This is a genomic window from Lysobacter sp. 1R34A, assembly GCF_051217035.1.
In the GTDB taxonomy this organism is placed as follows: Bacteria; Pseudomonadota; Gammaproteobacteria; order Xanthomonadales; family Xanthomonadaceae; genus Lysobacter.
The window spans coordinates 21,762-47,850 of the sequence record NZ_JBPKJP010000019.1; the positions used below are offsets into that span (position 1 = coordinate 21,762).

At 69.0% G+C, this 26,089-nt stretch carries 21 protein-coding genes and 1 pseudogene; 10 read left to right on the top strand and 12 right to left on the bottom strand.

Features of this window, described 5'->3' with window-relative positions:
• Positions 1–176: 176 nt before the first annotated feature.
• The 5 genes and pseudogenes from ACSAMQ_RS07425 to creB all read right to left on the bottom strand — a co-directional run bounded on the left by ACSAMQ_RS07425 (position 177) and on the right by creB (position 5,577).
• Entirely contained in the window at positions 177–1,064 is an 888-nt protein-coding gene (locus ACSAMQ_RS07425) for a carbon-nitrogen hydrolase family protein (RefSeq protein ID WP_435395052.1), read from the bottom strand.
• The gene (locus ACSAMQ_RS07430) at positions 1,061–1,669 is read right to left on the bottom strand and encodes a GNAT family N-acetyltransferase (RefSeq protein WP_435395053.1); all 609 of its coding nucleotides are present in this window, start codon (positions 1,667–1,669) and stop codon (positions 1,061–1,063) included. The genes ACSAMQ_RS07425 and ACSAMQ_RS07430 overlap by 4 nt, the downstream gene beginning before the upstream one ends.
• Positions 1,670–1,962: 293 nt before the next feature.
• A pseudogene (gene creD, locus ACSAMQ_RS07435) lies at positions 1,963–3,327 on the bottom strand (cell envelope integrity protein CreD); the annotation flags it as partial.
• Between the two features lie 120 nt (positions 3,328–3,447).
• On the bottom strand, positions 3,448–4,890 hold the full coding sequence (creC, locus tag ACSAMQ_RS07440) for a two-component system sensor histidine kinase CreC (RefSeq protein ID WP_435395054.1): 1,443 nt from the start codon (positions 4,888–4,890) through the stop codon (positions 3,448–3,450).
• Between the two features lie 12 nt (positions 4,891–4,902).
• Positions 4,903–5,577: a two-component system response regulator CreB gene (gene creB / locus ACSAMQ_RS07445; RefSeq protein WP_031373320.1), complete on the bottom strand. Its 675-nt coding sequence runs from the start codon at positions 5,575–5,577 to the stop codon at positions 4,903–4,905.
• A 217-nt stretch (positions 5,578–5,794) separates the two neighbouring features.
• Between creB and ACSAMQ_RS07450 the strand changes: the two genes are divergently transcribed.
• On the top strand, positions 5,795–6,655 hold the full coding sequence (locus ACSAMQ_RS07450) for a 23S rRNA (adenine(2030)-N(6))-methyltransferase RlmJ (protein ID WP_435395055.1): 861 nt from the start codon (positions 5,795–5,797) through the stop codon (positions 6,653–6,655).
• Between the two features lie 302 nt (positions 6,656–6,957).
• Positions 6,958–7,164, top strand: coding sequence for a hypothetical protein (locus ACSAMQ_RS07455; RefSeq protein WP_435395056.1), 207 nt, complete (start codon positions 6,958–6,960; stop codon positions 7,162–7,164).
• Between the two features lie 133 nt (positions 7,165–7,297).
• Here the strand turns inward: ACSAMQ_RS07455 and ACSAMQ_RS07460 are convergent, their stop codons facing one another.
• From ACSAMQ_RS07460 to ACSAMQ_RS07475, 4 genes are all read right to left on the bottom strand, one after another.
• A complete protein-coding gene (locus ACSAMQ_RS07460; RefSeq protein ID WP_435395057.1) occupies positions 7,298–7,885 on the bottom strand; it encodes a GNAT family N-acetyltransferase in 588 nt (195 codons plus the stop codon).
• A gap of 8 nt (positions 7,886–7,893) precedes the next feature.
• Complete coding sequence (locus ACSAMQ_RS07465) at positions 7,894–8,901, bottom strand: YwqG family protein (protein WP_435395058.1); 1,008 nt, start codon at positions 8,899–8,901, stop codon at positions 7,894–7,896.
• Between the two features lie 161 nt (positions 8,902–9,062).
• Positions 9,063–9,977: a cation diffusion facilitator family transporter gene (locus ACSAMQ_RS07470; RefSeq protein WP_435395059.1), complete on the bottom strand. Its 915-nt coding sequence runs from the start codon at positions 9,975–9,977 to the stop codon at positions 9,063–9,065.
• A gap of 166 nt (positions 9,978–10,143) precedes the next feature.
• Positions 10,144–12,258, bottom strand: a complete 2,115-nt coding sequence (locus tag ACSAMQ_RS07475) for a TonB-dependent siderophore receptor (RefSeq protein ID WP_435395060.1) — start codon at positions 12,256–12,258, stop codon at positions 10,144–10,146.
• 359 nt (positions 12,259–12,617) lie between these two features.
• On the opposite strand from ACSAMQ_RS07475, the gene ACSAMQ_RS07480 reads away from it, so the two are divergent.
• The 8 genes from ACSAMQ_RS07480 to aqpZ all read left to right on the top strand — a co-directional run bounded on the left by ACSAMQ_RS07480 (position 12,618) and on the right by aqpZ (position 21,223).
• Complete coding sequence (locus tag ACSAMQ_RS07480; RefSeq protein ID WP_435395061.1) at positions 12,618–13,238, top strand: N-acetyltransferase family protein; 621 nt, start codon at positions 12,618–12,620, stop codon at positions 13,236–13,238.
• Positions 13,239–13,589: 351 nt separating this feature from the next.
• Positions 13,590–17,072, top strand: a complete 3,483-nt coding sequence (gene mfd, locus ACSAMQ_RS07485) for a transcription-repair coupling factor (RefSeq protein ID WP_435395062.1) — start codon at positions 13,590–13,592, stop codon at positions 17,070–17,072.
• Between the two features lie 155 nt (positions 17,073–17,227).
• On the top strand, positions 17,228–17,716 hold the full coding sequence (locus ACSAMQ_RS07490) for a GlcG/HbpS family heme-binding protein (protein WP_435395063.1): 489 nt from the start codon (positions 17,228–17,230) through the stop codon (positions 17,714–17,716).
• A 17-nt stretch (positions 17,717–17,733) separates the two neighbouring features.
• On the top strand, positions 17,734–18,252 hold the full coding sequence (locus ACSAMQ_RS07495; protein WP_435395064.1) for a histidine phosphatase family protein: 519 nt from the start codon (positions 17,734–17,736) through the stop codon (positions 18,250–18,252).
• Positions 18,253–18,339: 87 nt separating this feature from the next.
• Positions 18,340–18,744: a hypothetical protein gene (locus tag ACSAMQ_RS07500; protein ID WP_435395065.1), complete on the top strand. Its 405-nt coding sequence runs from the start codon at positions 18,340–18,342 to the stop codon at positions 18,742–18,744.
• Between the two features lie 126 nt (positions 18,745–18,870).
• The gene (locus ACSAMQ_RS07505) at positions 18,871–19,731 is read left to right on the top strand and encodes a pirin family protein (RefSeq protein WP_435395066.1); all 861 of its coding nucleotides are present in this window, start codon (positions 18,871–18,873) and stop codon (positions 19,729–19,731) included.
• 125 nt (positions 19,732–19,856) lie between these two features.
• Complete coding sequence (locus ACSAMQ_RS07510) at positions 19,857–20,294, top strand: hypothetical protein (protein WP_435395067.1); 438 nt, start codon at positions 19,857–19,859, stop codon at positions 20,292–20,294.
• A gap of 218 nt (positions 20,295–20,512) precedes the next feature.
• Positions 20,513–21,223: an aquaporin Z gene (gene aqpZ, locus ACSAMQ_RS07515; RefSeq protein ID WP_435395068.1), complete on the top strand. Its 711-nt coding sequence runs from the start codon at positions 20,513–20,515 to the stop codon at positions 21,221–21,223.
• A 181-nt stretch (positions 21,224–21,404) separates the two neighbouring features.
• On the opposite strand, the gene ACSAMQ_RS07520 is transcribed toward aqpZ, so the two are convergent.
• From ACSAMQ_RS07520 to rlmKL, 3 genes are all read right to left on the bottom strand, one after another.
• Entirely contained in the window at positions 21,405–22,265 is an 861-nt protein-coding gene (locus tag ACSAMQ_RS07520) for a pirin family protein (protein ID WP_435395069.1), read from the bottom strand.
• Between the two features lie 1,590 nt (positions 22,266–23,855).
• Entirely contained in the window at positions 23,856–24,449 is a 594-nt protein-coding gene (locus ACSAMQ_RS07525) for a class I SAM-dependent methyltransferase (RefSeq protein ID WP_435395070.1), read from the bottom strand.
• 58 nt (positions 24,450–24,507) lie between these two features.
• A partial coding sequence (gene rlmKL / locus ACSAMQ_RS07530) for a bifunctional 23S rRNA (guanine(2069)-N(7))-methyltransferase RlmK/23S rRNA (guanine(2445)-N(2))-methyltransferase RlmL (protein WP_435395071.1) occupies positions 24,508–26,089 on the bottom strand: 1,582 nt, incomplete at its 5' end.

A 26,089-nucleotide genomic window follows, 5' to 3' on the forward strand; every position in this document is an offset into this window, starting at 1 on the left:
GACAGACGCCGCGAGAACGTCATAACGATGTCGCGGCTTGCGCCGCTCCTACCCTGGCGAAAGCACACCGCTTCGATGAATCGCAACGGCCTTGTCGGCTCTGCGAGTCCCTTGGTCGCGCCCCACGTCGCTCCTACCGGCATGGCTCACGGTAAAGCCGGGCACCGACATCGGACTCACCCCTCCCACTTCTCCACCCGCGCCCGAGCAATCGCCGGCGCGCCCTGCCCGACCCAATCGCGATCGTTCGCCACCTGCGCCCGCGCGCGGCTCGCTTCGAGCGCGGCGAAATCCAGGTCGGCGTAGGCCCAGCGCTGGCCCGAGCGAGTCTGCGCGAGAATCCCGTCGGCCGGCAGGCCCACGTCCATCGGCGCGTAGATCGCCGCCTCGCCGGTGTTGGTGTCCAGCGCCGGGCTCCACAAGGCTTCACCGGCGGTCACCGCCTGCGCGACGAAGCTGCGGTTCTCCAACGCGCGCGCCAAGCAACCCACCCGCACCCGGGTCGCGCCGGCGTCGGTGTCGGTGCAGCTCGGGGCCAGCAGCAGGCGCGCGCCGGCTTCGCATTGGGCGCGCACCGGGAGCGGGAATTCGATGTCGTAGCAGACCGCGATGCCGGCACGCTGAGCGCCGATCTCGAAGGTCTTGAGCGCATCGCCGGGCTCGATCACTCCGGCCTGTTTCTCGAAGCCGGTCAGTTGCAATTTGTCCTGCCACAGGCGCCCGCCGCCGGGGGCGAAGGCGTCGCTGCGGTTGCGGTAGCGCCCATGACCCAGGTCGAGCAGGAAACTGCCGGCGATCACATGCAGGCGCAGCTCGCGCGCGAGCAGGCCGAACAAGTCCAGCCAGGCCTGGCGGTAAGCCTGAATGGCGACCAGGGAGGCATGCAGGTCGCCCTGGGTCGCCGCGCCGAAAGTCGCGCCGAGTTCCAGCGCCAGATACTCCGGCAGCACCGCGACGTCGGCGCCGCTGGCGCGGGCTTCACTGAGCCACTTGGCCTGTTTGTCGGCGAACTCGGCGAAGCTGCGCGGCGCGCCGATGGTGTATTTCGCGACCGCGACCCTCATTGCACGCGCTCCAGCGGACGCAGCCAGAAACTCAGGGTATGCGGACACTCGCCGCGTCCGACCTCGCGCCACGGCAGCGCCACCTTCAACTCCGGGCGATGGACATAGCCGCGTTTTTTCCAGAACGCCTCGTTGCCGCGATGGAAGGCCGGCCTGCGGCCGTCGCCGGGGTCGCGCTCGACCGCGCAGAACGCCGTCCAACGAAACCCGCCGAGCCCGCGCGCATGCGCATGGCGCGCATCGAAAAAGCGATGGCCGATGCCGCGTCCGCGGTACTCGGGCAACAATACCGACTCGCCGCAATAGAACACCTGCTCGATATCGATCGCGCCGCCCTCGAAAGCGGCGCGCAGCTCGGCGGTCTCGTCGGCCATCGGCAAGCCGGTCGAAGCGCCGACGAGGCGGCCGCCGTCGAAGGCCAGCACCGCGACGCTGCGCCAGGACTCGCGATAGGTCCGCAGATAGTTCGCCTCGTAGGCAGCATCGCCGTCGTAAAGATACGGCCAGTCGCGGAACACCCGCATGCGCAGGGCGGCGATGGCATCCAGGTAAGGCGTGATCTCCGCACCGCTGCAGGTGCGGATTTCGGGCATGGGCGTCTTCATGAGGGCATCTTAGTGAAGCCAGAGACTTCTAGGCGAACCGGGTGAGCCGTGAGTGCCCGGCTCAGCGAGTTAGAGCGAAGCCGCCTTCGCGCGAACGACGACAGAGAGTTCGACCTCAGTCTGCGCCGATCATGCTTACCCGGACGATAAAACGACGCGGCGGCGGGCCTGCCTGCCCGCCGCCGCGCCGCATCGCTCGCTTACAGGCCCGGCAGGTCCGGCGGGCTACCGGCGGCCGTCACCGGCGTACGCAGCGCCTCGGCCTTCGGCGGATCCGGCACGCGCTTCGGCGTCGAACCGCCCAGCTGATACCAGTCGACCTTGCGGGTCACCATCATCAGCGCCGCCAAGATCAGGAACAGCAGGCCGGCGCCGAGCACCAGGGCGTTGTCTTCCGAGATCAGCAGGCCGTACAGCGCGCCGTACAGCGTGGTCAACATGGCACCGAACCCCAGGGCGCGCACCACACTGCGCAGGACCGCGCTCAGATAGAACACCAGCAAGCCGATGCAGGCCACGCTCGCGGCCAGATAAGCCAGGCCGAAAGCGAAATGTTCGCTCAGGCTGACCAACAGCAGGAAGAAGATCGCCAGGGCCAGGCCGACCAGGCCGTACTGGATCGGGTGGATGCGCAACTGCTTGATCAACTCGAACATGAAGAAACCGACGAAAGTCAGCAGCACGAACAGCAGACCGTACTTGGTCGCGCGGTCGGCCTGCGAATACACGTTGACCGGGTCCTTCAGGGTCACCTGGATGGCGTTGATGTCGCCGCCGGGCTCGTTGCCGATGTCGCCGTCGCCGGCCACCGACACGGTCGGCAGGATCGAACCGGCCAGGTACTGGCGCTGGGCATTGGTCGCGACCGACGAGACCTGCCATTCGGCCCGGAAGCCTTGGTCGCCGATGTCGTCGGAATGCGGCGGGAAGCTGCCGCCGTAGTTCGGATGCGGCCAGGTCGAGCTCAGGGCGAAGCGGTTGCTCTTGCCCAGCGGCACCAGCGCCAGCGATTCGGTGCCGCCCAGGGCGAACTCGAGGTCGGTCTGCAGGCGCAACGAACTGCCCGCCGCCGGCGCCGCCAGACGCGCATGGATGCCGCCCCCGTCGCGCGCACCGAGTCCGTCCTCGATGGTCGCCTCGGCGCCGTCCAGGCGCAGTTTCGGATTGCGCAGGCCGCGCACGTCGGCGAAGCCGTAGCTCAGCCACGGCCGGCCGATCGTCCGGCGGCGGTCGGATTCGGCCTGGTCAGCGCTCGGCGCCGGGTCGGCCGGTATGGTCGCGGCGAAATCGGCCTTGGCCTTGCCCTTCCATTCGTAGACCCGGACCTGATGCAGGCCGAGCTTGCGCACCTTCGGCACGATCTCGCCTTCGATGTCGAGCTTGTTCGGGAAGAAGGTCCATCGACCCTGTTCGCGGCGCTGGACGCGCTTGACCGTGCCGTCGAGGTCCTTTTGTTCCTCGACCCAGGAATCCTCGTACGGCACCACCAGCGCCGGGCCGGAGAACGCCTGCGCGCCGGCATAGCTGCGGGCGATGCGGGCCACCGCCTGGGCGCGGTAGCTCTGTCTCTCCTCGATCACGCCGCCGATCATCAACAGCGGAATCAGTATCGCCAGGGTCATCCCCAGCACCATCAGCATCTTCAGCCACACACGCATGTCCCGCTCCTGTCCGCTACGTTGGACGGCAGGTTGCGCCGGCTGTGCGGGGGCGCGATGGCGCAGGCGTGTGTTGTCGGTGAAGCAATGGTGAAGCGCTGCCGGCGGCCGCGCGACGGCTCAGCCGCGCACGATCAGGCTGGCGCGCGCACCGCCCTCTTCGCGGTTGACCAGTTCGGTCTCGCCGCCGTGCAGCGATGCCACCTCGGCGACGAAGCACAGGCCCAGGCCGCTGCTGCGGCTGCCGCCGGACGGGCGCGGCAAGGAATAGAAACGCTCGAACACCCGGGTCAGGGCATAGTCGGGAATGCCGGGGCCGCGGTCGCTGACGTCGACGCGCTGGTACTCGCCGTCGCGTCGCAGGCGCAACACGATCTCGCCGCCGCGCGGCGAGAAATCGGCGGCGTTGTCGATCAGGTTGATCAAGGCCTGGCGCAACAGGAAGGCGTCGCCGCGCACCGGCGGCAGGTTCGGCTCCAGGTCGAGCAGCAGCTTGGCGCCGGAGCGGTCCAGGCGCTGCATGCATTGCTCCAGCGCCTCGCGCACGATCGCCGCCAGCGCGACCGGCTCGGGCCGCTCCAGGCGCTGGCGATGCTCGACCGCGGCCAGCGCCAACAGCTTGTCGATCATCTGCGCCAGGCGCTCGGCCTGGCCGCGGATGCTGGCGGCGAAGCGGGCGCGGTCGGCGTCCGGCATCGGCGCGTCGCCGGGCGGCGATTCGAGCAGTTCGGCGCTGCCGCGGATCGCCGCGAGCGGGCTCTTCATCTCGTGGGTCAAGGTATGCACGTATTGCTCGACGTACTGCTTGCCCTCCAGGCGCGTGCGCATGGTTTCCAGCGCGCGCCCCAGCTCGCCGAACTCGCCGGCCGCGCGCGGCGGGGTGGCGCGGTCGCCGGCGGTGACCGCATGCGCATAGCGCCGCAGCAGGCCGATCTGGCGCGACAGCCACCACGACACGCCCAGGCCGATCGCCAGTGCGGCGCCCATCAGCACGAAACCCCAACGCGTCACCACGGTCTGGCTGCGGGCGATGAAAGGCGCGATCGCGCTGTTCGGTTTGGCCACGGTCAACGAGCCGATCACCAGGCCGTTGTCGGCGCGGATCGGCGCGGCCACGTGCATGATCGTGGTTTCCGGATGGCCCGGGTCGGTCGCGCTGGAACGCGCGCCGTAACGCCCGCGCAGGGTCAGGTACACGTCGTTCCAGCGCGAATAGTCCTGGCCGACGTCCTGGCCGCTGCTGTCGAACACGACGATGCCGCGCGCGTCGGTGATGTAGACGCGGTAGTTCGCCGCGCGCTTGCGGAAACCCCAGATCGCCGCGCCGACGTCGCGCTGGCCGAGCGCGCGCACGCGCTTGGCGAAATCGCCCTGGTTGATGCGGCCGGCGACGAAATCGTCGGTCGCCAGCTCGGCCAGCACGTTGGCGGTGTCGACCAGGGTGTCTTCCATGGCCTGGCGAACGCCCGGCTTGACCTCGGCGACGAACACCCGCGCCAGCAGCAGCGCGGCCACCGCCACGATCAGGAAATATCCCAGGAAAATCCGCAGGCCGATCCGCATCGGGGCGCCCGCCTACGAGGCCTCGAGCGAATAGCCCAGGCCGCGATGGGTGCGGATGGGGTCGCGGTCGGCGGCGACGTCGCGCAGCTTGGCGCGCAGGGTCTTGATGTGGGTGTCGACGGTGCGGTCGCCGCTGTCGAGGGCATCGCCCCAGACCCGGTCCATCAACTGCGCGCGCGACAACACCGCGCCCGGGCGCTGCAACAGCGCGGCGAGCAGGCCGTATTCGTAGCGGGTCAGGTCCAGGGCCTGGCCGCGGTAGCGGATGCGCTTGCCTTCCAGGTCGTGGACGAAACCGTCCTCGACCGCCGCCGTCTCGGCCGCGCCGCCGCGCGCGCGCCGCAGCACCACCCGCACGCGGGTAGCGAGCTCGCGCGGCGAGAACGGCTTGGTGACGTAGTCGTCGGCGCCGATCTCCAGACCGAGGATGCGGTCGGCCTCGGCGTTCTGCGCGGTCAGGAAGATCACCGGCAGGTCGCGGCCGCGGCGCAGCTCGCGGCACAGGGCGAAGCCGCCGATGTCGGGCAGGCCGATGTCGAGCACGGCCAGGTCGAAGGCGACCCGCGCGGCCTCGCGCAGGGCCTCGCCGCCGGTCAGGCAGTGCACCGCCTCGAAGCCTTCGGCGCGCAGCGCGTACAGCACGGTGTCGGCAATGGCGGATTCGTCTTCGACGAGCAGAATGCGCATGGGGCGGGGATCGGGATTCGGGATCAGGGAGTCGGTAAAGCAGTTATGCCGCCCATGATGCCTTGCCGGGCCTCCGGCTGCCGCTCCGGGAAACGCCGCGGCGGCTATGGCCCCATAATGCCCCCCGGCGTCATGCCGTCGGTGCCATGCCCCTCGGCCCCTATGCCGGCGCGCCTCCTCTTCGAATCCCCCTCCCGAACCCCGAATCACGGCCTCAATGAACTATCGCCACGCCTTCCATGCCGGCAACCATGCCGATGTGCTCAAGCACGTCGCCCTGCTGGCCCTGTGCGATGCCCTGACCGTCAAGCCGGCGCCCTTGTTCGCCCTGGACACCCATGCCGGGCGCGGGCTGTATCCGCTCGACGGCAATTCGGCGCTGCGCACCGGCGAAGCCGAGGGCGGCATCGGCCGCCTGCTGGCCGAGGCGCCGAAGCAGGCCGCGATCACCCGCTACCTGGCCGCAGTGCGCGCCTGCCGCAACGAGCACGGGCCTGCGGCCTATCCGGGCTCGCCCTGGCTGCTCGCGCACGCCTTGCGCGAGGACGACCGCATCGCCGCCTGCGAGCTGCAGCCGGAAGAAGCCACGCAGTTGGAGCACCACTTCAAAGCCGACGCGCGCATCGCGGTGCATGCGCGCGACGGCTACGCGGCGATGAAGGCCATGTTGCCGCCGAAGATCGGCGCGACCCGCTACAACCGCGGTCTGGTCCTGATCGACCCGCCTTACGAGGCCCAGCTCGAAGAGTTCGACACCGCCCTCGGCGCGCTGCGCGACGCCCTCGCCCGCTGGCCGCAGGGCTGCTACGTGCTGTGGTATCCGATCAAGCGCCGGCGCGCGCTGCAACCGTTCTACCGCCGCGCCGCGACCCTGCCGGCCAAGTCGATCCTGACTGCCGAGCTGCTGGTGCGCGCCGCCGATTCGCCGCTGCGCATGAACGGCAGCGGCCTGCTCATGCTCAACCCGCCGTGGCAGTTGGACCAGACCCTGGCCCCGGCGCTGTCGGTGCTCGCGCGCACCCTCGGCGAGACCCCGGACGCCGCGGCCGCGATTCAGTGGCTCAAGCAGGCCGACTGAGCCGCGTCCGGCACCGGCGCAGGCGCCTGCACAGGCTCGCTGCAATGCGGCCAGACGCCAAGGAGCGCTGGCTTTCGATGACCACCTGCGATTGCATTCGCCGCATCGCCGCGCGCCGCGGGTGGTCGGCCCAGGCCGGCCGGCAGACGCCGAAAGCCGGCTAAAACCCGCTCGAACCGACCGCGGCGCAATTCGTCGCCCTGCCGCCGCGCCGGCACGGGCGCGACCGGTCGCTTGCGAAGCGCTTCGATCCGGGCGTATCACTCCCAGGCCCAATGAAGGGCGAATGAGAGGGAGTTCGAATGTCCAGGAAGAAGATTTCGTTCCTTGCGATCTGCGCGTTCGCGTTCGGCATCGGCGTCGCGTCGACCGCCGGCGCCGCCGGCTGCAACAACACCTGCCGGCTCGGCTGCGAGACCGCATTGACCAACTGCGAAAACAACGGCGGCACCCAGTGCTACCTCACCTACTCGCAGTGCTACCGCCGCTGCGGCTGCATCCTGCCCTGACCGATCGCTGCCTTGACCGAAAGCGGTCGCGGCACGGCCGGGGAGAGCCCGCTCTCTCCGGCCGTCGACCTGTGCGGCCACGGCCTCCGCTCGCGACTTCCTCGCCGCAACGACCGCAGCGAGCCGCGAAAGCTCATCCCGCGCCGCCCGCTCGGCTGGCGGCCCGCGGCCGGCGCATGTCGACCAGGTCCAGGCCCAGCGCGATGCCGTTGCGCTGTTCGCGCACCACCTGGAAGCCGTGGCGGGCGTAGAAGGCGCGGCTGTGCTGGGTGGTCTCGATCACGGTCGAGGCGAACGCCGGGTCGGCGTCGATCCGGCGCAGTCGCTCCAGCAACAGGCGTTCGCCGAGTCCGCGCCGGTGCAGATCGCGGCGGACCATACCCCAGAACAGCACCGCGACGCTGGCGTCGCCATCGCTGGCGGCATAGCCGCCGCAGGCGACGATGCCTTCGCCGTCGAGTTCGATCACCCAATAATCGTCCATCTCGTCGAGGGTCTCGACGAATTCCGCGCGTTCGTTCGCGGCGAAATACTCCGGCATGTTGCCGTCGAACAACGCCAGGCAAGCGGCGCGGTCCTCGGCCTGATAACGGCGCAGGCCGGGCTCGCTCGATGCGAGCTCGCTCGATACGGGCTCGCTCGATGCGAGCTCGCTTGGTACTGGCTCGCTTGATACGGGCTCGCTCGATACGGGCTCGCCCAATGGCGGCCGGCTCGCCATCGGCGCGCTCAATAACAGTCCCAGTGATAGGACACGCGGCTGAAATCGGCGCGGGCGAGGTCGGCGGGGTCGATGAAGAAATTGGCGATGCCCGAGTCTCCCCACATCAGCGCATCGTCGCTGTCGAGCTGGAACAGCAGCAGGCGGCGGTCCGAGGGCTCGCGCGGGTCGCTCTGGGTGAAATCCGGATAGCCGCCGAGTTTGTGGCCGGAACGCGCGAGGTAATCGCGCAGCGCGTCCTGCAGGTCCTCTTCGCTCAGGCCGGGGTGCTCGCTGCGGTAGCGCTCGATCAGCGGCTCCACGCCGCCTTCCAGGGCCTGGCCGAACTGCGCGTCGTTGACGCCGATGGTCTCGTGGTCGGCGGTAAAGCGCATGCGCCGCGGCTTGGCCGGGTCGAACGGCAACGAATCGGCGCCGGCGGTCGCCTTCGGCGGCGCGATCGCCGCGGCCGACAGCTCCGGCCAGTACACCACCCGGAAACCGGTCTGGTTGGCCAGCGCGTCCATGCGGCTCGCGCCGTGCGCGTCGTCGAGCGCGGCGCCGTAGTAGTCGTCGCCGGAGATGAAGAACTGCAACAGGCCCCGCTCCGGGTAGCCCGGCATCTTCGGCACTTCGGCCAGATTGATCTGGGCCAGCAGGAACAGGGGCTGGCCCTTGGCGTCGCGCGGATAGTCGCGCCCGGCCGCCCAATAGGCCTGGCCGCCGACCTTGCTGACGCCGGTGTCGTCGCGCGCCAGCGCGCTCAACTCGATCCGCGCGACCGGCCGCTGGGTCTTGAGCAGTGCTTCGTCGGCGGGCGCGAGCACCGCTTTGGCCTGCGCATCGTCGTCTTTGCTGCCGCAACCGGGCGCTTGCTCGCCGCTGTCGGGCAGCCCGGCGTCGGCGCGGGCCTGCGCCGCGCCCTGCTCGATCTGGCCTTCGATACCGCGATACACCGCGTAGCCCACGCCGGCGACCGCGGCGACGCCCACGGCCACGATCGCCATCGACAACAACACCGCGGTTCCCGTCTTCATCGCCTGCCGTCCCTAGGTTTGCGCGTTCCGCCGGATTATCGCCGAGAAACGCCGGAGCAAGACCGGGGCGAAGCCTCGGCCAAGAAAAAAGCCGGAAGCGCGAACGCTTCCGGCTTGATCGTGGTCTTCGCGGGGCGCTCGGCGCGCCCTCGCCCGCCGGCTCAGTCGCCCGACTTCAGGTCCGGCTCGAAGAAGCTCCAGCGCACTTCCGGGAAGGCCTGCTTCATCGCCCGCTCGACCGTGTTGATCTGCTCGGTCAGGGCCGCCACGCTCTGCTCCTCGCGCATCTGCGCCTGCACCGACACCATCACCTCGTTGCCGAGCTGCAGGGTGATCAGGCTGATCACGTGGGCGATTTCCGGGCGGCCGTCGAGGAACTCGCGGATCTGCTGCTGGCGCTGCGGATCGACGCTCTGGCCGATCAGCATCGCCTTGACCTCGATCGCCACGAACACCGCGACGATGATCAACAGCGCGCCGATGCTGATGGTGCCGATGGCGTCCCAGATCGGGTTGCCGGTGGCCACCGCCAGCAGCACCGCCGCCAGCGCCAGCACCAGGCCCAGCAACGCGGCCAGATCCTCGCCGAAGATCACCACCAGTTCGGCCTGGCGGCTCTCGCGGAACCACTGCCACAGCGAGCGTTGGCCGCGCGCTTTGGCGACTTCCTGCAGGCAGGCGCGCATCGAGACCGCCTCGGCGACGATGCCGAAGGTCAGCACGCCGGCCGCCCACCACCACTGCTTGAGCGGTTCGGGGTGCTGCAGTTTGTGGATGCCCTCGTACAGCGAGAACATGCCGCCGACGGTAAACAACATCACCGCGACCAAGAACGACCAGAAATAGATCGCCTTGCCGTAGCCGAGCGGATAGTCCGGCGACGGCGGCCGCTTGGACTGCTTCAGGCCCAGGATCAGCAGGCCCTGGTTGCCGCAGTCGGCCAGGGAGTGCACGGTCTCGGCCAGCATCGCGCTGGAACCGGTGAAGTACGCCGCCACGCCCTTGGATACCGCGATGGCGAAATTGGCACCAAGTGCGAACAGAATTGCGCGGGTCGAATCGCCACCACCGGCCATGACAACGTTGCTCCTTGAGGTTCAGCGGCGGAGTCTAGCATTGCCGATGCTAGCCGTTGAGGCACGGCCGGCGGCGCGTCAGCGCCGGCATTCCGGGGTTTTCCCGCGGCACGGCGCCCGCCGCCCCGCGGAATCGGCGCTCCGGAGCCCGGCCCGGAACCCTGCCTCAGAAGCGATAGGTCACCGTGCCGGTGACGTTGCGGCCGTTGCCGGTGAAGCAATCGCCGAACGCCCGGCACGGCGCGTAGTACTGCTTGTCCGCCAGGTTGGTCAGGTTGAGGGTGAACGACCACTGCGGCAGGTCGAACGACACCAGCGCATCGGCCAGGGTGTAGCCGGGCGTGCGTAGGCTGCCGTTGCCGCCGGTCGACAGGGTCGAGCCGACGTGGCGCACGCCGGCGCCGAGACGGATGCGGCCGCTGTCGCCCCAGTCGAACTGCTTCACGCCCCAGACCGAGCCGAGTTCCTTCGGCACGTCGGCGAGTTGGCGGTCGACCTCGGGGGCGAAATTGCTGCGCGTCACTTCGGCTTCGTTGTAGCTGTAGCTCGCGGTGAGGTAGAAGTCGTTGCCCAGGGTGTGGGTGGCCTCGAGCTCGATGCCTTTGGAACCGACCTCGCCGGTCTGCACCGAGTTGAGCACGTTCTCGGGGTCGTTGGTCTGGCGGTTCTTCTCGCGGATGTCGTACACCGCCAGGGTGACCAGGGTCTGCTCGCGCGGCTGCCACTTCAGGCCCACCTCGTACTGGCGGCCTTCCTGCGGCTTGAACGGCTGGCTGAAGAAATCCAGGCTGCCGATCGGCAGGAACGACTCGCTATAGCTCAGGTACGGCGAGACGCCGTGGCCGGCATCGACGATCACGCCGGCCCGATAGCTGGTGGCGTAGTCCTGGATGCGCGGCTGCTCGCCGACCTGGGTGCGCGCGCGGTCGCGGCGCGCGCCGAGCACGGCGGTGACGCGTTCGCCCCAGCGGATCTGGTCCTGCACGTAAACGCCGACCTGGGTCTGGTCCTGGCGCGGCTGCGGCGCGAGTTCGGGCAGCACGTAGTCGCCATAGACCGGCGCATAGGCGTCGATCGGCGTGGTCGCGCTGAAGCCGGTCATCGCGGTCTGGCGGAAACGCAGGTAGTCGATGCCGGCGAGCACGGTGTGGCGCAGCGCGCCGGTGGCGAAATCGACCTGGACGTTGTTGTCGGCCGTCAGCGTGTCGATGCGCGGGTTGCTGATGTAGGCCGAGCGCGGCAGCACCCGCTGTGCGGCATCGAGGAAGGGGTTGTCCGGGTTCGAATAGACGTCCGGGTAGATCTCGGTGAAATCGGTGCGCGACTTGGCGTAGCGCAGGCTGCTGTTGAAGCGCCAAGCGTCGGAAAAGGCGTGCTCGAACAACACCGTGGCGCTGGCCTGGCGGCTGTCGAGGCGGTCGGCGCCGGGTTCGCCGAGCAGGCGGTGGTTCGGCAGGCGCCGGCCCGGCGGCGCGCGCAGGGTCGAGACCACCGGCAGGAACTGCTGGCTCGAACCGCTCTCGTCCTTCTGCAACAGGCCGAGGACGCTCAGCTGGGTGACGTCGGAAATGCGCCAGGTCAGCGACGGCGCCAGCACCAGGCGGTCGTCGGGCATGTGATCGGTCTGTTGCTGCGCATCGCGCGCCACGCCGACGATGCGGCCGGCGACGGTGCCGGCCTGGTCGAGCGGGCCGGTCAAGTCGAATTGCAGTTGTTTGCGCTGATGGCTGCCGTAGCTCAGGCCGATTTCGCCGGCGCGCTGGAATTGCGGGCGCTTGCTGACCAGGTTGAACACGCCGCCGGACCCGCCGGCGCCGTACAGCATCGACGAGGGCCCGCGCAGCAGTTCGGCGCGCTCCATCGTGTAGACCTCCGGGCGCGGCACCAGGCTGGAACCGATCTGCCGGGTCATGCCGTCGAGGAATGACACCGGCGAGAAGCCGCGCACCAGCGAGCCGTCGCTACGCGTGTCCAGACCATAGGCCTCGCTGTAGGCGCCGGCCGAATAGCGCAGGGTTTCCTGCAGGTTCTGCACGCCGCGGTCGGCGGCCTGCTCGGCGGTGATCACGCTGATCGCCTGCGGGGTCTCGATCAGGCGGGTATCGGTCTTGGTCGCGGTGGTGGCGCGGTCGGCGAGCACGACCACCGCGTCCAGGCGCTTGGCCTCGCGCTCGGCGTCGTCGGCGAAGGCGGCGCCGGCGGCCAGCGCGGTCAGCGCGAACAGCAGTCCCCGGGCGAGACGATGCGGGCGAGGCGGAAGCGGCGAGTGGGAAAACGTCATCGAGGGTGGTCCGAGGCTGGGCGAGGACGCGACACGCCTGCGACACGGGCGAGGCATCGTCCGGCGGGCGGCGGCGTGGGTGGGCATCTGGCTGAGCCCGGCGGCGTGAAACGGCGCGGGCGTCTGGCTGGCCGGGGGGCGGTTGTCAGGCCGGCGAGTCGGCGGCATGATGCGAGCAATTCTCATTTCAAGCATCGACTGCGTCAAGAAATAAGTAACCTCAAGCACACTGTCGCGAGGGCCCCGCCTTTCGCCTCCCGACATGGAATTGCGGGCCAGGACATGCCGCCGGTCGGACCGGCGTCACCCGAGCCTAAAGATGAAGGGCGAAGTCCGTCACAATGTGCCAATATCCGACCATGGCCACGCGTGAACGTTTGCCGCCCTGGCATGAACGCCAGCGTCTTCCCAACGGACGCGAAGTACTGATTCGTCCGGTGCGTCCGGAAGATGCCGAGCCCTTGCGAGCGGGCTTCACTCTGCTGCAACCCGACGAGGTGCGGCAGCGATTCCTATACGCGCTGAAAGAACTCACTCCGGAAATGGCCGAGCGCTTCACTCGGATCGATCCGCGCACCGAGTTCGCTTTGGTCGCGGCCGAACCCTTGCCGCCGGGCGAAGCCCTGGTCGGCGCGGTCGCCCGCGTGGCCATCGACGAGCGCAGCCACGACGCCGAGTTCGCGATCCTGGTCAGCCGCTACATCGCCAACATGGGCCTGGGCCGTTATCTGATGACGCGCCTGGTCAAATGGGCCCGCGGCAAGAAGGTGCATCGCCTGTACGGCGAGGTGTTCGAGCACAACACGCCGATGCTGTCGCTGGCGCAGTCGCTCGGCTTCGAGCGCGAGTTCCAGCAGGATTCGCCGGGCCTGGTCCGTGTGGTGCTGGACCTGCGCTCGAAGGCCGCGCGCGCGGCCGAGCAACAGACCGGCATACGCAAGATCGGCGACAACCCCGGCGACGACGGCAACGAACCCTGAGCGGCCCACGCGGCCGCCGCAATCCATCGCCGGCGTCCACGGCCGGTGCACCCTATCGTTTCGGCGCTCGTCGCAACTGCGGCGGGTCATCCCTGCGGCGCGATGATCGCAGGCACGACTGAGCCAATCGCCAGAAACGGCACAGCATCCGATATCAACAACGGCCGCCGCGGCGACGCCTGCCGCTGATTCAACTCCGCCTTCGAGTCGTCGTCCTCATGCCGGCTCGGCGAGACCATCGCGCACCGCGATGCGGGTCGCGCAGGAAAACCAGCTTCCGCCGATCGCCTGCGCAAAGCGCGCAACCGTCCACCCGGCAGTCGCGGCCGATCCACTAAACTAGCCGACTCAATGAAATCATCTCCTTCTCCCGTGTCCCTGCTGCCCAAGATCGGCCAGCAGCGCGCCTGGTGGCGTGCGCCGGCCTCGCCTTCCGCCCTGGCCTGGGCGATCGCCCGCGCCGCCGCCGAACACGACGGCCCCCTGCTCGCAATCGCGCGCGACAACCACGGCGCGCACCAGCTCGAATCGGATCTGCGCACCCTGCTCGGCCGCGACGGCGCCAGCGCCGGCGCGATGCCGGTGCTGCCGTTCCCGGACTGGGAAACCCTGCCCTACGATCTGTTCAGTCCGCACCCGGACATCGTCTCGCAGCGCCTGGCGGCCTTGCATCGCCTGCCGACGCTCAAGCGCGGCATCGTCGTGGTGCCGGTGCAGACCTTGCTGCAGCGGCTCGCGCCGCTGCGCCACGTGGTCGGCGGCAGCTTCGATGTCGCGGTCGGCCAGCGCCTCGACCTGGACGCGGAAAAACGCCGGCTCGAATCGGCCGGTTACCGGCACGTGCCGCAGGTGCTGGACCCGGGCGACTTCGCCGTGCGCGGCGGTCTGCTCGACGTGTATCCGATGGGCGCCGACTCGCCGTTCCGGGTCGAGCTGCTCGACGACGAAATCGAGACCATCCGCGCCTTCGACCCCGAATCGCAGCGCTCGCTCGACAAGATCGATGCGGTGCGTCTGTTGCCGGGCCGCGAAGTGCCGCTCGACGATGCCTCGCTCAAGCGCGCGCTCGATGCGCTGCGCGAACGCTTCGACCTCGACACCCGGCGCAGCGCGCTGTACCAGGACCTCAAGTCGGGCATCGCGCCGTCCGGCATCGAGTACTACCTGCCGCTGTTCTTCGAGCAGACCGCGACGCTCTTCGACTACCTCGACGAACGCGCGCTGCCGGTGATCGCCGACGGCGCGCTCGACGCCGCCGACGCCTTCTGGGCCCAGACCGGCGAACGCTACGAGCAACGCCGACACGATCTCGAACGCCCGCTGCTGCCGCCCGACGCGCTGTACCTGAGCCCGGTCGGCCTGCGCGAAAAGCTCAACCAGGGCGCGCGCGTCGAACTGTGCGGCGAGCAGCATCCGCAACGCGCCAAAGCGCTCGCGCTCGGCGACCAGCCGGCGCCGACCCTGCCGGTCGCGGCGCGCGACGCCGCTCCGGCCGAAGCGCTGAAGTCGTTCCTCGCCAGCTATCCCGGCCGTGTGCTGATCGCCTCCGACACCGCCGGCCGCCGCGAGGCCCTGCTCGAAGTGCTGCAGGCCGCGGGCCTGAAGCCGGACGTGGTCGCCGACTGGAACGCCTTCGCCAACGGCGCCGCGCCGAGCCGCTTCGCCATCGCCGTGGCGCCGTTCGACGACGGTTTCGCCGTGGTGGAGCCGCCGCTGGCGGTGCTGACCGAACGCCAGCTGTTTCCCGAACGCGCCGCGCAGCCGCGCCGGCGCAAGCGGGTCGGCCGCGAGCCCGAAGCGATCATCCGCGACCTCGGCGAGCTGTCCGAAGGCGCGCCGATCGTGCACGAGGACCACGGCGTCGGCCGTTACCGCGGCCTGATCGTGCTCGAAGCCGGCGGCCAACCGGGCGAATACCTCGAAATCGAATACGCCAAGGGCGACCGCCTGTACGTGCCGGTCGCGCAGTTGCATCTGATCAGCCGTTACTCCGGCGCCTCGGTCGAGACCGCGCCGCTGCACTCGCTCGGCGGCGAGCAATGGACCAAGGCCAAGCGCAAGGCGGCCGAGAAGGTCCGCGACGTCGCCGCCGAACTGCTCGAGATCCAGGCCCGGCGCCAGGCCCGCGCCGGCCTCGCGCTGGACGTCGACCGCTCGATGTACGAGCCGTTCGCGGCCGGCTTCCCGTTCGAGGAAACCCCCGACCAGCATTCGGCGATCGAAGCGGTGATCCGCGACCTGAGCAGCAGCCAGCCGATGGACCGCGTGGTCTGCGGCGACGTCGGTTTCGGCAAGACCGAGGTCGCGGTGCGCGCGGCCTTCGTCGCCGCCACCGCCGGCAAGCAGGTCGCGGTGCTGGTGCCGACCACCCTGCTCGCCGAACAGCACTACCGCACCATGCGCGACCGCTTCGCCGACTGGCCGTTGAAGGTCGAGGTGTTGTCGCGCTTCAAGAGCAGCAAGGAAATCAAGGCCGAACTGGAGAAGGTCAGCGAGGGCAAGATCGACGTCGTGGTCGGCACCCACCGCCTGCTGCAGCCGGACGTGCGCTTCAAGGACCTCGGCGTGGTCATCGTCGACGAAGAGCAGCGCTTCGGCGTGCGCCAGAAGGAAGCGCTGAAGGCGCTGCGCGCCAACGTGCATCTGCTGACCCTGACCGCCACCCCGATTCCGCGCACCCTCAACATGGCCATGGCCGGGCTGCGCGACCTCAGCATCATCGCCACCCCGCCGGCGCATCGCCTGGCGGTGCAGACCTTCGTCGTGCCCTGGGACGACATGCAGTTGCGCGAGGCCTTCCAGCGCGAACTCGCGCGCGGCGGCCAGGTGTATTTCCTGCACAACGACGTCGAGAGCATCGGCCGCATGAAGCGCCAGCTCGAAGAACTGGTGCCGGAGGCGCGCATCGGCGTCGCCCACGGCCAGATGGCCGAGCGCGAACTCGAAAGCGTGATGCTCGACTTCCACAAGCAGCGTTTCAACGTCCTGCTGTGCACGACCATCATCGAGTCGGGCATCGACATCCCGAACGCCAACACCATCATCATGAACCGCGCCGACAAGTTCGGCCTGGCGCAGCTGCACCAACTGCGCGGCCGCGTCGGCCGTTCGCACCACCGCGCTTACGCCTACCTGGTGATTCCGGACAAGCGCTCGATCACCGCAGACGCGCAGAAGCGCCTGGAAGCGATCGCCTCGATGGACGAGCTCGGCGCCGGCTTCACCCTGGCCACCCACGACCTGGAAATCCGCGGCGCCGGCGAGTTGCTCGGCGAGGACCAGAGCGGGCAGATGGCCGAGGTCGGCTTCAGCCTGTACACCGAACTGCTCGAACGCGCGGTGCGTTCGATCCGCCAGGGCAAGCTGCCGGACGTCGACTCGACCGACGCGCGCGGCGCCGAAGTCGAGCTGCACATCCCGGCCTTGATCCCGGACGACTACCTGCCCGATGTGCACACCCGCCTGACCCTGTACAAGCGGGTCAGCGGCGCGCGCAGCGACGGGGAGTTGCGCGAGTTGCAGGTCGAGATGATCGACCGCTTCGGCCTGCTGCCGGACCCGGCCAAGCATCTGTTCGCGGTCGCCGAACTCAAGCTGATCGCGACCGAGCTGGGCATCCGCAAACTCGACCTCGGCGAAAAGGGCGGTCGCGTGCAGTTCGTCGAGCGCCCGAACGTCGACCCGATGTCGATCATCAAGCTGATCCAGGGCCAGCCGAAGCTGTACCAGATGGACGGCCCGGACAAGCTCAGGCTCAAGCTGGACCTGCCGGACGCGCCGGCGCGCCTGGCCGCGGCGAAGGGCTTGTTGATGTTGCTCGACAAGAAGCACTGAGCGGCAGGCGGTGCTCCGGGCATAGGGCGCGGTATCGCTGCAGGGGTGTGTTGCTGACAGAGCTCCGGGTCTGGTTCCCCACCCCAGTACAAACGACACTCCCGCGCCGCCCCCGCAGCTCCTAGGCTGCGCCTTCCGTCCCGCCCGAGCGCCTCATGTCCCGCCTGACTTACTGGCTCGCCCCGCTCCTGCTCGCCCTCGCCATCCCGGCCGCCGCCGCGCCGCCGCTGAAGACCCAGCTGAGCCAGCGCACCGTGCTCAATCTCGCCGCGGCCGAGCGGATCGCCGCCGCGGCCGCCGCCAAGGCGCGCGCCGACGGCCTCAACGTCGCCATCGCCATCGTCGACGAGGCCGGCCGCCTGCTGCATTTCCAGCGCATGGACGGCACGCCGAATTCCAGCGTCGAAGTCGCGATCGGCAAGGCCGTGCATGCGGCCAACTACCGCCGCGACACCGCGTTCCATCAGAAGCTGCTCGGCGACGGCAATGCGGTCGTACTGGGCCTGCCCGGCATCACCCCGATCGAAGGCGGCGTACGCTTGCGGCTCGGCGAGCAGGTGATCGGCGGCATCGGCGTGTCCGGCGCGCAAGCGGCTCAGGACGGCGCGATCGCCCAGGCCGGCGCCGACCTGCTCCACGATTGACCCAGAGAGGACCCGCCATGCGTTCGACCGCCTGTACCGCCGCAATCGCCCTGAGCCTCGCGCTCGGCGGCTGCGCCACCCGTCCGGCCGAGCCGCCGGCGCCGCTCACCTACGTGATCGTGCGTCATGGCGAGAAGAGCGGCGACGACCCGCGCGACCCTTCGCTCAGCCAGGCCGGGCACGCACGCGCGGGGCGCCTCGCCGCCTCGCTGGGCGCGGCGCCGCTGCGCGCGGTCTACGCCACCGAGTACCGCCGCACCCAGCAGACCGGCGAGCCGGCCGCACGCGCGCACGGGCTCACGATCGCCCGCTACGAGGCCAAGCAGGCCGCGGCCGAATTCGCCGCCACCCTGCGCCGCGATCATCGCGACGGCACGGTGCTGGTGGTCGGCCACAGCAACACCGCCCCGGCCATCGCCGCCGCCCTGTGCGCCTGCGAAGTCGCGCCGATGCCGGAAACCGAGTTCGACCGCCGCATGCTCGTGCGCATCGACGCGCACGGGCGGACGAGCTTCGAGCAAACCCGCGATCGGTGACGCCGCTCGCTTGGGCGCCCGCCCGCACCGGCCTAGACTGCAGCCACCGCGGTCGGCCGGACCGCCCGTGACCCGACGGAGTCGCCGATGCGCCCCTTGCTCCATGCCCCGTTCGCCGCCGCGCTGTTGAGCGGCGTGCTCGCCCTGACCGCCTGCGCCCATGCCGGCCAGAACCCGGCCGCCGCGCAGGCCGTCACCCCGGGCCAGGCCTTCCGCCTGGCGCGCGGCGAGTCGGCCAACCTGCCCGATCGTTCGCGGCTGCGCTTCGTCGCGATCAGCGCCGACTCGCGCTGCCCGCCGAAGGTGCAGTGCATCTGGGCCGGCGATGCCGTACTCGAATTCGAATGGACTGGCGCCGACGGCGCGAAGTCGGCGCTGAGCTTCAACACCGTCAGCGACGCCCGTAAAAGCGTGGGCGGCTGGCGCATCGAAGTGCAGGGCCTGGACTTCGCCACGCCGCCGAACGCGACGCTCAAGCTCGAGGCCGAGTAAGCGCCGGGTGCGTCGAGGCGCAGCGATTCCCAGCCTCTTTCGTGCAACACCGAGTTTCAATGCCGTGCACGCGGCTGTATTGAAGACATGCGAACCTGCCGGCTCAGACCTGCAGGAAACCGCGCCATGACCACGATCGTTGCCCCGCGCGTCCACGACCTGGGCGGATTCCAAGTCCGCCGCGCCGTGCCGAGCATCCAGGCGCGGTCGGTCGGCCCCTTCGTGTTCGTCGATCACATGGGCCCGGCGGTGTTCGAGCCCGGCCAGGGCATCGACGTGCGCCCGCACCCGCATATCGGCCTGGCCACGGTGACCTTCCTGTGGGCCGGCTCGATCGGCCACCGCGACACCCTCGGCAGCGTCCAGGACATTCATCCCGGCGACGTCAACTGGATGACCGCCGGCCGCGGCATCGCCCACTCCGAACGCACTCCGCAGGGGCCGCGCGCCAGCGGCCACCCGCTGCACGGCATGCAGACCTGGGTGGCGTTGCCGCGCTCGTTCGAGGAGACCGCGCCGGCCTTCCACCACCACCCGGCCGCCACCCTGCCGCAGCAGCGCCGCGACGGCGCCTGGCTGCGCATCGTCGCCGGGCGCGGTTTCGGCGAGGAGTCGCCGGTGCGGGTCTTCGCCGACACCCTGTATGTCGCCATCGACCTCGACCCGGGCGCCGAGCTCGACATCGAGGACAGCCACGCCGAGCGCGCCCTGTACCTGCTCGAGGGCGAAGCCCAGCTCGACGGCGCCGACCTGCCGGCTCGGCACCTGGTCGTGCTCGACCCGGGCGCCCGCCCGCGCCTGCGCGCCAAGACCCCGCTCAAGGCCATGCTGCTGGGCGGCGAACCGCTGGATGGGCCGCGCCACCTGTGGTGGAACTTCGTCTCCAGCTCGCGCGAGCGGATCGAGCAGGCCAAGCTGGACTGGGCTGAGGGACGATTCGGCGAGATTGCCGGCGAGCACGAATTTATTCCGCTACCTGAACGATGACGTAACGTTTGTCAACGCCCCCGAAGTGGACTATGGTCACAGGGCTGAAAGGCTCCAGCACCGTTTTGACCTAATCGGGTTCCAGGGGGACGATCGTGAAGTCAAGGGTAAAGAGCCAGCACGCATTGCCGTGGCTGGCGTTGGTGTTCGTCGTGTGTGCGTCTGCGCAAGAACCCGCCGCTCCAGGCGCATGTCCTTTTCTACCGGCCGATTCGGGCCTGCACTGGGAACACCGTGCGGGCGCGGATTCCGACTTCTGTCGCGCACTGCGTGCCGACCAGTCGGAAGCCTTCGGCCTCTACATAGCCTCCAAGTCGCCGTTCGCGCCCAAGCGCAGTGATCGCGCCGAAGCCAGCACGATCGACGGCAAGGCCATGCATTGGTACCGCGGCGAACTCGCCGGCAAGCCCAACATCCAGGTGCGCGAAACCTTGCTCGATATCGGCAACGGCAAGCATGCGCATATCTGGATGCAGGCGACGTCGCCCGAGCAACTGCGGGAGGTCATCGGCCAGACCGAGGGGCTGCGATTTCCCTCGACGCGACTGAGCAGCACCAAGTAATAGCACGTCGCGGGGTCGATTTTCCGAGCCGGTTTGACTGCGGTCGCGGTTTGCTGACCCCGCGACCATTTTGTGACGGGTTGCGCATTTTTGAGTTGTCGGCCAGCATGAGAATCGGCCTGGCTGAATGGGGTCGTGGCGTATCGCTCCCTGGCTGAACAGGGCGTTCGTCCGGCCCCGGGCCGTCTGCAAGCCCATAACTCAAAAGGAAGACGATCATGATCAAGCGACTCGGTGCGGAGTTCATCGGTACGTTCTGGCTGGTGCTCGGCGGCTGCGGCAGCGCCGTGCTCGCGGCGAATTTCGGCGGGGACGGCAACCCGCTCGGCATCGGTCTGCTCGGCGTCTCGCTGGCGTTCGGCCTGACCGTACTGACTGGCGCCTATGCGCTCGGCCATATTTCCGGCGGCCACTTCAATCCCGCGGTGAGCTTCGGCCTGTGGGCCGGCGGCCGTTTCGCGGCCAAGGATCTGATCCCCTACATCGTCGCGCAGGTGCTCGGCGGCCTGCTCGCCGGCTTCATTCTGTGGCAAATCGCCAGCGGCAATCCCGGCTTCGTCCACGACCCGAACGCGGCCGGCACCTTTGCCAGCAACGGCTTCGACCTGATGTCGCCGGGCGGCTATTCCATGCACGCCGCGCTGCTGACCGAAGTGATCATGACCGCGATGTTCCTGGTCATCATCCTCGGCGCCACCCACAAGAACGCGCCGGCCGGCTTCGCGCCGATCGCGATCGGCCTGGGCCTGACCCTGATCCACCTGATCAGCATCCCGGTCACCAATACCTCGGTGAACCCGGCGCGTTCGACCGGCGTGGCCTTGTTCGCCGGCAGCGCCGCGATCAGCCAGCTGTGGCTGTTCTGGGTCGCGCCGATCGTCGGCGGCCTGCTTGGCGGCGCGGTGTATCGCTGGCTCGGCAAGGACTGAGCCGCGCGCTCGAGCAACCCGAAAAGCCGCGTCTTCGGACGCGGCTTTTTTATGCGCGAACGATCCGCCGCTGCGCTCGGCACGCGGATTTCCGGTTCGGCGCATGCACCGCGAGGTCGTTGCCTGCATCAAAAGGCCATGCTCGCGCGCGGCCTTCGTTGCGATGCGAAGCCGCCTTCGTTCAGAACTTGCCTTCCTGGAAATCGACGAAGGCCTGCATCACTTCCTGCTTGGTGTTCATCACGAACGGGCCGTACCGCGCGACCGGCTCGCGCAGCGGACGGCCGGCGACCACGATCAGGCGGCTGCCGCGGCCGCCATCGCGCAGCTTCAGCCGGTTGCCGCCGGCCAACACCGCCAGTTCCTGCGCATCGATCCCTCGCGCGTCCTCGCCGTCGCCGACGGCGATGCCGCCTTCGTAGACATAGGCGAAAGCGTTATGGCCTTCGGGCAAGTCGTACTCCCACTGCGCGGAGGCGTCCAGGGCGATATCGAGATAGACCGGATCGGTCGCCGGCTGCGCGATCGGGCCGCTGGCCTCGCCGACGCGGCCGGCGATCAGCTTGACCTCGACGCCGTCGGCCGGATGCAACTGCACGATGCGGTCGGGCGCGAACTCCTGGTACTTCGGCTCGGTCATCTTCTCGCGCGCCGGCAGGTTGACCCATAGCTGGAAGCCGCGCATGCGCCCGGCCTCCTGCTCCGGCATTTCCGAATGCACCAGGCCGCGCCCGGCGGTCATCCACTGCACGCTGCCGGGCACGAGCACGCCTTCGTTGCCGTGGTTGTCGCGGTGGCGCATGCGCCCGTCGAGCATGTAGGTGACGGTTTCGAAGCCGCGGTGCGGATGCTCCGGGAAGCCGGCGAGGTAATCCTCCGGGCGGTCGGTGCCGAACTCGTCGAGCAGCAGGAAGGGATCCAGATCGGGCAGCTCCGCGCCGCCGATGACCCGGGTCAGGCGGACGCCGGCGCCGTCGGAGGTCGCCTGGCCGCGCAATTTGCGGCCGACGCGGGCGTAAGCGGTAGGGGTGGCGGTGGCCATGGGTGTGCTCCTGACGGAACGCCGTATTGGCGATGGGCGCTAGGATGACACTTCGAATATGGAACAATACCGACTTACACGCAAACATCAGTTACATCAATGGAACGATATCAGGCGACCCCAGGATAGGAACTGGGCCTGCCGCGACTTTGGGGCGCGCAGGGATGACAAAGCCCGTCGCCGTCCGTCGAAGCGGCGCGCTTTCGCAGGGGTAGGAGCGGCGCAAGCCGCGACCAAGGGACTCGCAGAGCCGACAAGGCCGTTGCGATTCATCGAAGCGGTGTGCTTTCGCCAGGGTAGGAGCGGCGCAAGCCGCGACCGCGCCGTTACGGTCTCGCGGCGCATCTCTCATCGAAGATCAAGATCAAACCCAAAGCTCCCGCCACTAAAGCGGCGGGTTACTTTCTTTTGTCTAAAGCAACAAAAGAAAGGTAACCAAAGAAAAATGCTTTGTTTTGAATCACAGGCCCGCGCGTTCGGTGCTTCCGCGGGGATTTTTCATACGGGACATCCCTGTCCCGATGAAAAACGGCCCGCATCCATGCAGGCCGCCCTCCGGGTCTTCGATGGCCGTCGCGAGAGCGCGGCGGCGCACAGCCAAAGCCGAAGCCAGCAACAAGGAATCGATGGACGGCGACGCCATCACCTGTAGGAGCGGCGTGAGCCGCGACCGCGGGACGCGCGGAAGCAACAACGCCAGCGTCGCCCATCGAGGCGACATCCTTTCGCAGGGGTAGGAGCGGCGCAAGCCGCGACCAAGGGACTCGCAGAGCCGACAAGGCCGTTGCGATTCATCGAAGCGGTGTGCTTTCGCCAGGGTAGGAGCGGCGCAAGCCGCGACCGCGCCGTTACGGTCTCGCGGCGCATCTCTCATCGAAGATCAAGATCAAACCCAAAGCTTCCGCCACTAAAGCGGCGGGTTACTTTCTTTTGTCTAAAGCAACAAAAGAAAGGTAACCAAAGAAAAATGCTTTTGTTTGAATCAAGGGCCCGCACGAGCGGCGCCGTCGCAGGGATTTTTCATACGGGACATCCCTGTCCCGATGAAAAACGGCCTGCATCCCTGCAGGCCGCCCTCCGGGTCTTCTTTAGCCTTCGTGAGATCGAGGCGAGCGCAGCCAAAGCCGAAGCCAGCAACAAGGAATCGGCGGACGGCGACGCCATCCCCTGTAGGAGCGGCGTGAGCCGCGACCGCAGGACGCGCGGAAGCAACAACGCCAGCGTCGCCATCGAAGCGACATCCTTTCGCGGGAGTAGGAGCGGCGCAAGCCGCGACCGCGAGTCTGCGAATGGCGGCGTAGGCGATCGGGGTTGCGTGATCGCGGCTTGCGCCGCTCCTACCCCTGCGATGGTTGACGGCCTCGATCGTTGACATCGGCACTGTTACCTCTGCGCGGCCCTTGGTCGCGACTCACGTCGCTCCTACCCTGGCGAAAACGCGCGGCTTCGATGAATGACGTCAGCCTTGCTACTTCCGCGCGTCCCTTGGTCGCGACTCACGTCGCTCTCCTGCAGGGCCGCGGCCGAGGGCGCCGCGAGGTCGAGGCGGCGCAGTCGCGGCCTACGCCGCTGCTACCCTCGTGTCCGCGGCTAGCGCCGGACGCGCGAATACACGAACACCGTCGCCGGCGGCACGTTGCGCAGCACGAAATCGCCGCGGCGCACCTGCAGCGACAGCGCGCGGGCGACCGCATCGGCGACCGGCGCGGCCGGGCCGTAGGTGAATTGCACGAACACGCCATCGTCCTTGAGGCATGCGAACGCGGCCTTGAGGATGTCGCGCTGCAACGGATGCGGCATGGTCAACAGGCCGAGCCCGGACACGATCGCATCGGCCGGCCCCTGCTTGAGATAGCCGTGCGCACGCGCCAGCTGCGGCAGTTCGCGCGCATCGCCCAGCAGCACCGGCACGCGCGGGAAGCGCAGGTGCAGGTGCGCGTGCAGCTCTTCGTTGAGCTCCAGCACCAGCAGGTCTTCGTCGCGAATGCCGGCAGCGAGCAAGGCGCGGGTGATCGCGCCGGTGCCGCCGCCGAGCTCGATCACCCGGGTGACGTCGTCGGGCAGCTCGGCGATCATCGCCGCCGCCAGTTCGGCGCTCGACGGCGCCACCGCGGCCACTCGCAGCGGGTTCTTGAGCCACTGGCGGAAAAACGTCCAGGTTCCGACTTTGCGATGCGGCTTCATGGCTGGAACTCCACAGCGGAGCATCCGCCTGTTGCGACCGAAACCACCGGCGACCGCCTCAACGCGGTTCCACTCGCCAGCAGCGATGTATCCGCGCATCGCGGGCGAAATCCGGCGGGATGGTCTCGGCGCTGATTTCTTCGCACCGAGCGAACTGCGCCACCGCTTCGGTGTCGAGGCGGAAGCGGCGGAAGTTGTTGGAAAAATACAGCACGCCGTTGTCGGCCAGGCGCGCGACCGCGGCGCGCAGCAGGCGCACGTGTTCGCGCTGGATGTCGAAGTCGTCGGCGCGCGCGGAATTGGAGAAGGTCGGCGGGTCGCAGAAGATCAGGTCGAAGCGGCTGCGGTCGGCTTCCAGCCAGGCCAGCGCATCGGCCTGCACCAGCCGGTGCTGGGCGCCGCCCGTGCCGTTCTCGCGCAGGTTGTCGGCGCACCACTGCAGATAGGTCGCCGACAAGTCGACCGTGGTGGTTTCGCTGGCGCCGCCGACCGCGGCCTGCACGGTGGCCGCGCCGGTGTAGCCGAACAGGTTGAGGAACCGGCGGCCGCGCGCCTCGGCGGCGATGCGCAGGCGCATCGGCCGGTGGTCGAGGAACAGGCCGGTGTCGAGATAGTCGAACGGGTTCACGCGCAGGCGCGCGGCGCCTTCGCGCACGACCAGCACCTCGCCGCGCCGGTCGAGCTGGCCGTACTTGCTGCCGCCCTTGCCGCGGCTGCGGGTCTTCAGGGCGACGCGCTCGCGCGGCACCGCGAACACCTCGCGCGCGGCGGCGAACAGCTCGTTGCGGCGGCGGCGCTGGTCGGCCTCGGGGATGTCGGCCGGCGCGGCGTATTCCTGGATGTGCAGATAGGTCCGCGGTTCGGCTTCGTCGCTGACGTAGACGTCGATCGCGGCCGAATACTCGGGCAGGTCGGCGTCGTAGGCGCGGAAGCAGGTGATGCCCTCGCGTTCGCGCCAAGACTTGAGCTTGCGCAGGTTCTTGCGCAGCCGGTTGGCGACCATCTGCGCGCCTTCCGACAAGGGCTGCGGCGCCGCATCCTCGGCCTTGGCCCGCTGTTCGGCATGGCCGACGCGGGCGATCGGGTCGCATACGATCAGCGCGCATTCGATCGCGCCGTTGAAGATCTGGTACTTCTTGCCGGCGCGCAGGCCGGTGGCCTGGGCCAGCGCGGCGTCGCCGCACAGCAGGCTCGCGCGCCAACTCGGCACCAACCGCTTGAGCGCGTCGCCGAGCGCGCGGTACAGCGCGGGATCGGCGGCGAGGCGCGCGTCGTAGGGCGGATTGCAGACGACGAGGCCAACTGGGGTAGCCGGGCCCACAACCGCCGCACCTGCGTCATCGAAGCCACGCTCCTGCCCGGCTTCGCTTTTCTCGGCCCCCGAAGTCTCGTTGCGATCCGACCCTGGACCCCCGCCCGCGCCGAGAGGACGCTCTGCGGGTTGCGCGTGCACGGCCGCCTGCGCCAACGGCAGCGACTGCAGCGATTCGACCGCGGACACGTTCCAGGCGATCGCCCCGGCGAGTTCGGCCATGACCTCGTTGTCGCGCGCCGAGCGGATCGCATGCGGGTCGACGTCGCTGCCGGCGAAGGCCGGGCGCAGCGCGGCGCGGCCGGCGGCTTCGCGCGTGCGCGCCTGC

Bases quoted from the DNA above. Each gene is read 5' to 3' on its own strand.
- mfd (WP_435395062.1), top strand. From the start codon at position 13,590: ATGAAATCATCTCCTTCTCCCGTGTCCCTGCTGCCCAAGATCGGCCAG.
- ACSAMQ_RS07425 (WP_435395052.1), bottom strand. From the start codon at position 1,064: ATGAGGGTCGCGGTCGCGAAATACACCATCGGCGCGCCGCGCAGCTTC.
- ACSAMQ_RS07430 (WP_435395053.1), bottom strand. From the start codon at position 1,669: ATGAAGACGCCCATGCCCGAAATCCGCACCTGCAGCGGTGCGGAGATC.
- ACSAMQ_RS07490 (WP_435395063.1), top strand. From the start codon at position 17,228: ATGTCCCGCCTGACTTACTGGCTCGCCCCGCTCCTGCTCGCCCTCGCC.
- ACSAMQ_RS07465 (WP_435395058.1), bottom strand. From the start codon at position 8,901: ATGAAGACGGGAACCGCGGTGTTGTTGTCGATGGCGATCGTGGCCGTG.
- ACSAMQ_RS07475 (WP_435395060.1), bottom strand. From the start codon at position 12,258: ATGACGTTTTCCCACTCGCCGCTTCCGCCTCGCCCGCATCGTCTCGCC.
- ACSAMQ_RS07450 (WP_435395055.1), top strand. From the start codon at position 5,795: ATGAACTATCGCCACGCCTTCCATGCCGGCAACCATGCCGATGTGCTC.
- ACSAMQ_RS07505 (WP_435395066.1), top strand. From the start codon at position 18,871: ATGACCACGATCGTTGCCCCGCGCGTCCACGACCTGGGCGGATTCCAA.
- ACSAMQ_RS07455 (WP_435395056.1), top strand. From the start codon at position 6,958: ATGTCCAGGAAGAAGATTTCGTTCCTTGCGATCTGCGCGTTCGCGTTC.
- creC (WP_435395054.1), bottom strand. From the start codon at position 4,890: ATGCGGATCGGCCTGCGGATTTTCCTGGGATATTTCCTGATCGTGGCG.
- ACSAMQ_RS07500 (WP_435395065.1), top strand. From the start codon at position 18,340: ATGCGCCCCTTGCTCCATGCCCCGTTCGCCGCCGCGCTGTTGAGCGGC.
- ACSAMQ_RS07470 (WP_435395059.1), bottom strand. From the start codon at position 9,977: ATGGCCGGTGGTGGCGATTCGACCCGCGCAATTCTGTTCGCACTTGGT.
- ACSAMQ_RS07525 (WP_435395070.1), bottom strand. From the start codon at position 24,449: ATGAAGCCGCATCGCAAAGTCGGAACCTGGACGTTTTTCCGCCAGTGG.
- ACSAMQ_RS07480 (WP_435395061.1), top strand. From the start codon at position 12,618: ATGGCCACGCGTGAACGTTTGCCGCCCTGGCATGAACGCCAGCGTCTT.
- creB (WP_031373320.1), bottom strand. From the start codon at position 5,577: ATGCGCATTCTGCTCGTCGAAGACGAATCCGCCATTGCCGACACCGTG.
- ACSAMQ_RS07460 (WP_435395057.1), bottom strand. From the start codon at position 7,885: ATGGCGAGCCGGCCGCCATTGGGCGAGCCCGTATCGAGCGAGCCCGTA.
- ACSAMQ_RS07520 (WP_435395069.1), bottom strand. From the start codon at position 22,265: ATGGCCACCGCCACCCCTACCGCTTACGCCCGCGTCGGCCGCAAATTG.
- aqpZ (WP_435395068.1), top strand. From the start codon at position 20,513: ATGATCAAGCGACTCGGTGCGGAGTTCATCGGTACGTTCTGGCTGGTG.
- ACSAMQ_RS07495 (WP_435395064.1), top strand. From the start codon at position 17,734: ATGCGTTCGACCGCCTGTACCGCCGCAATCGCCCTGAGCCTCGCGCTC.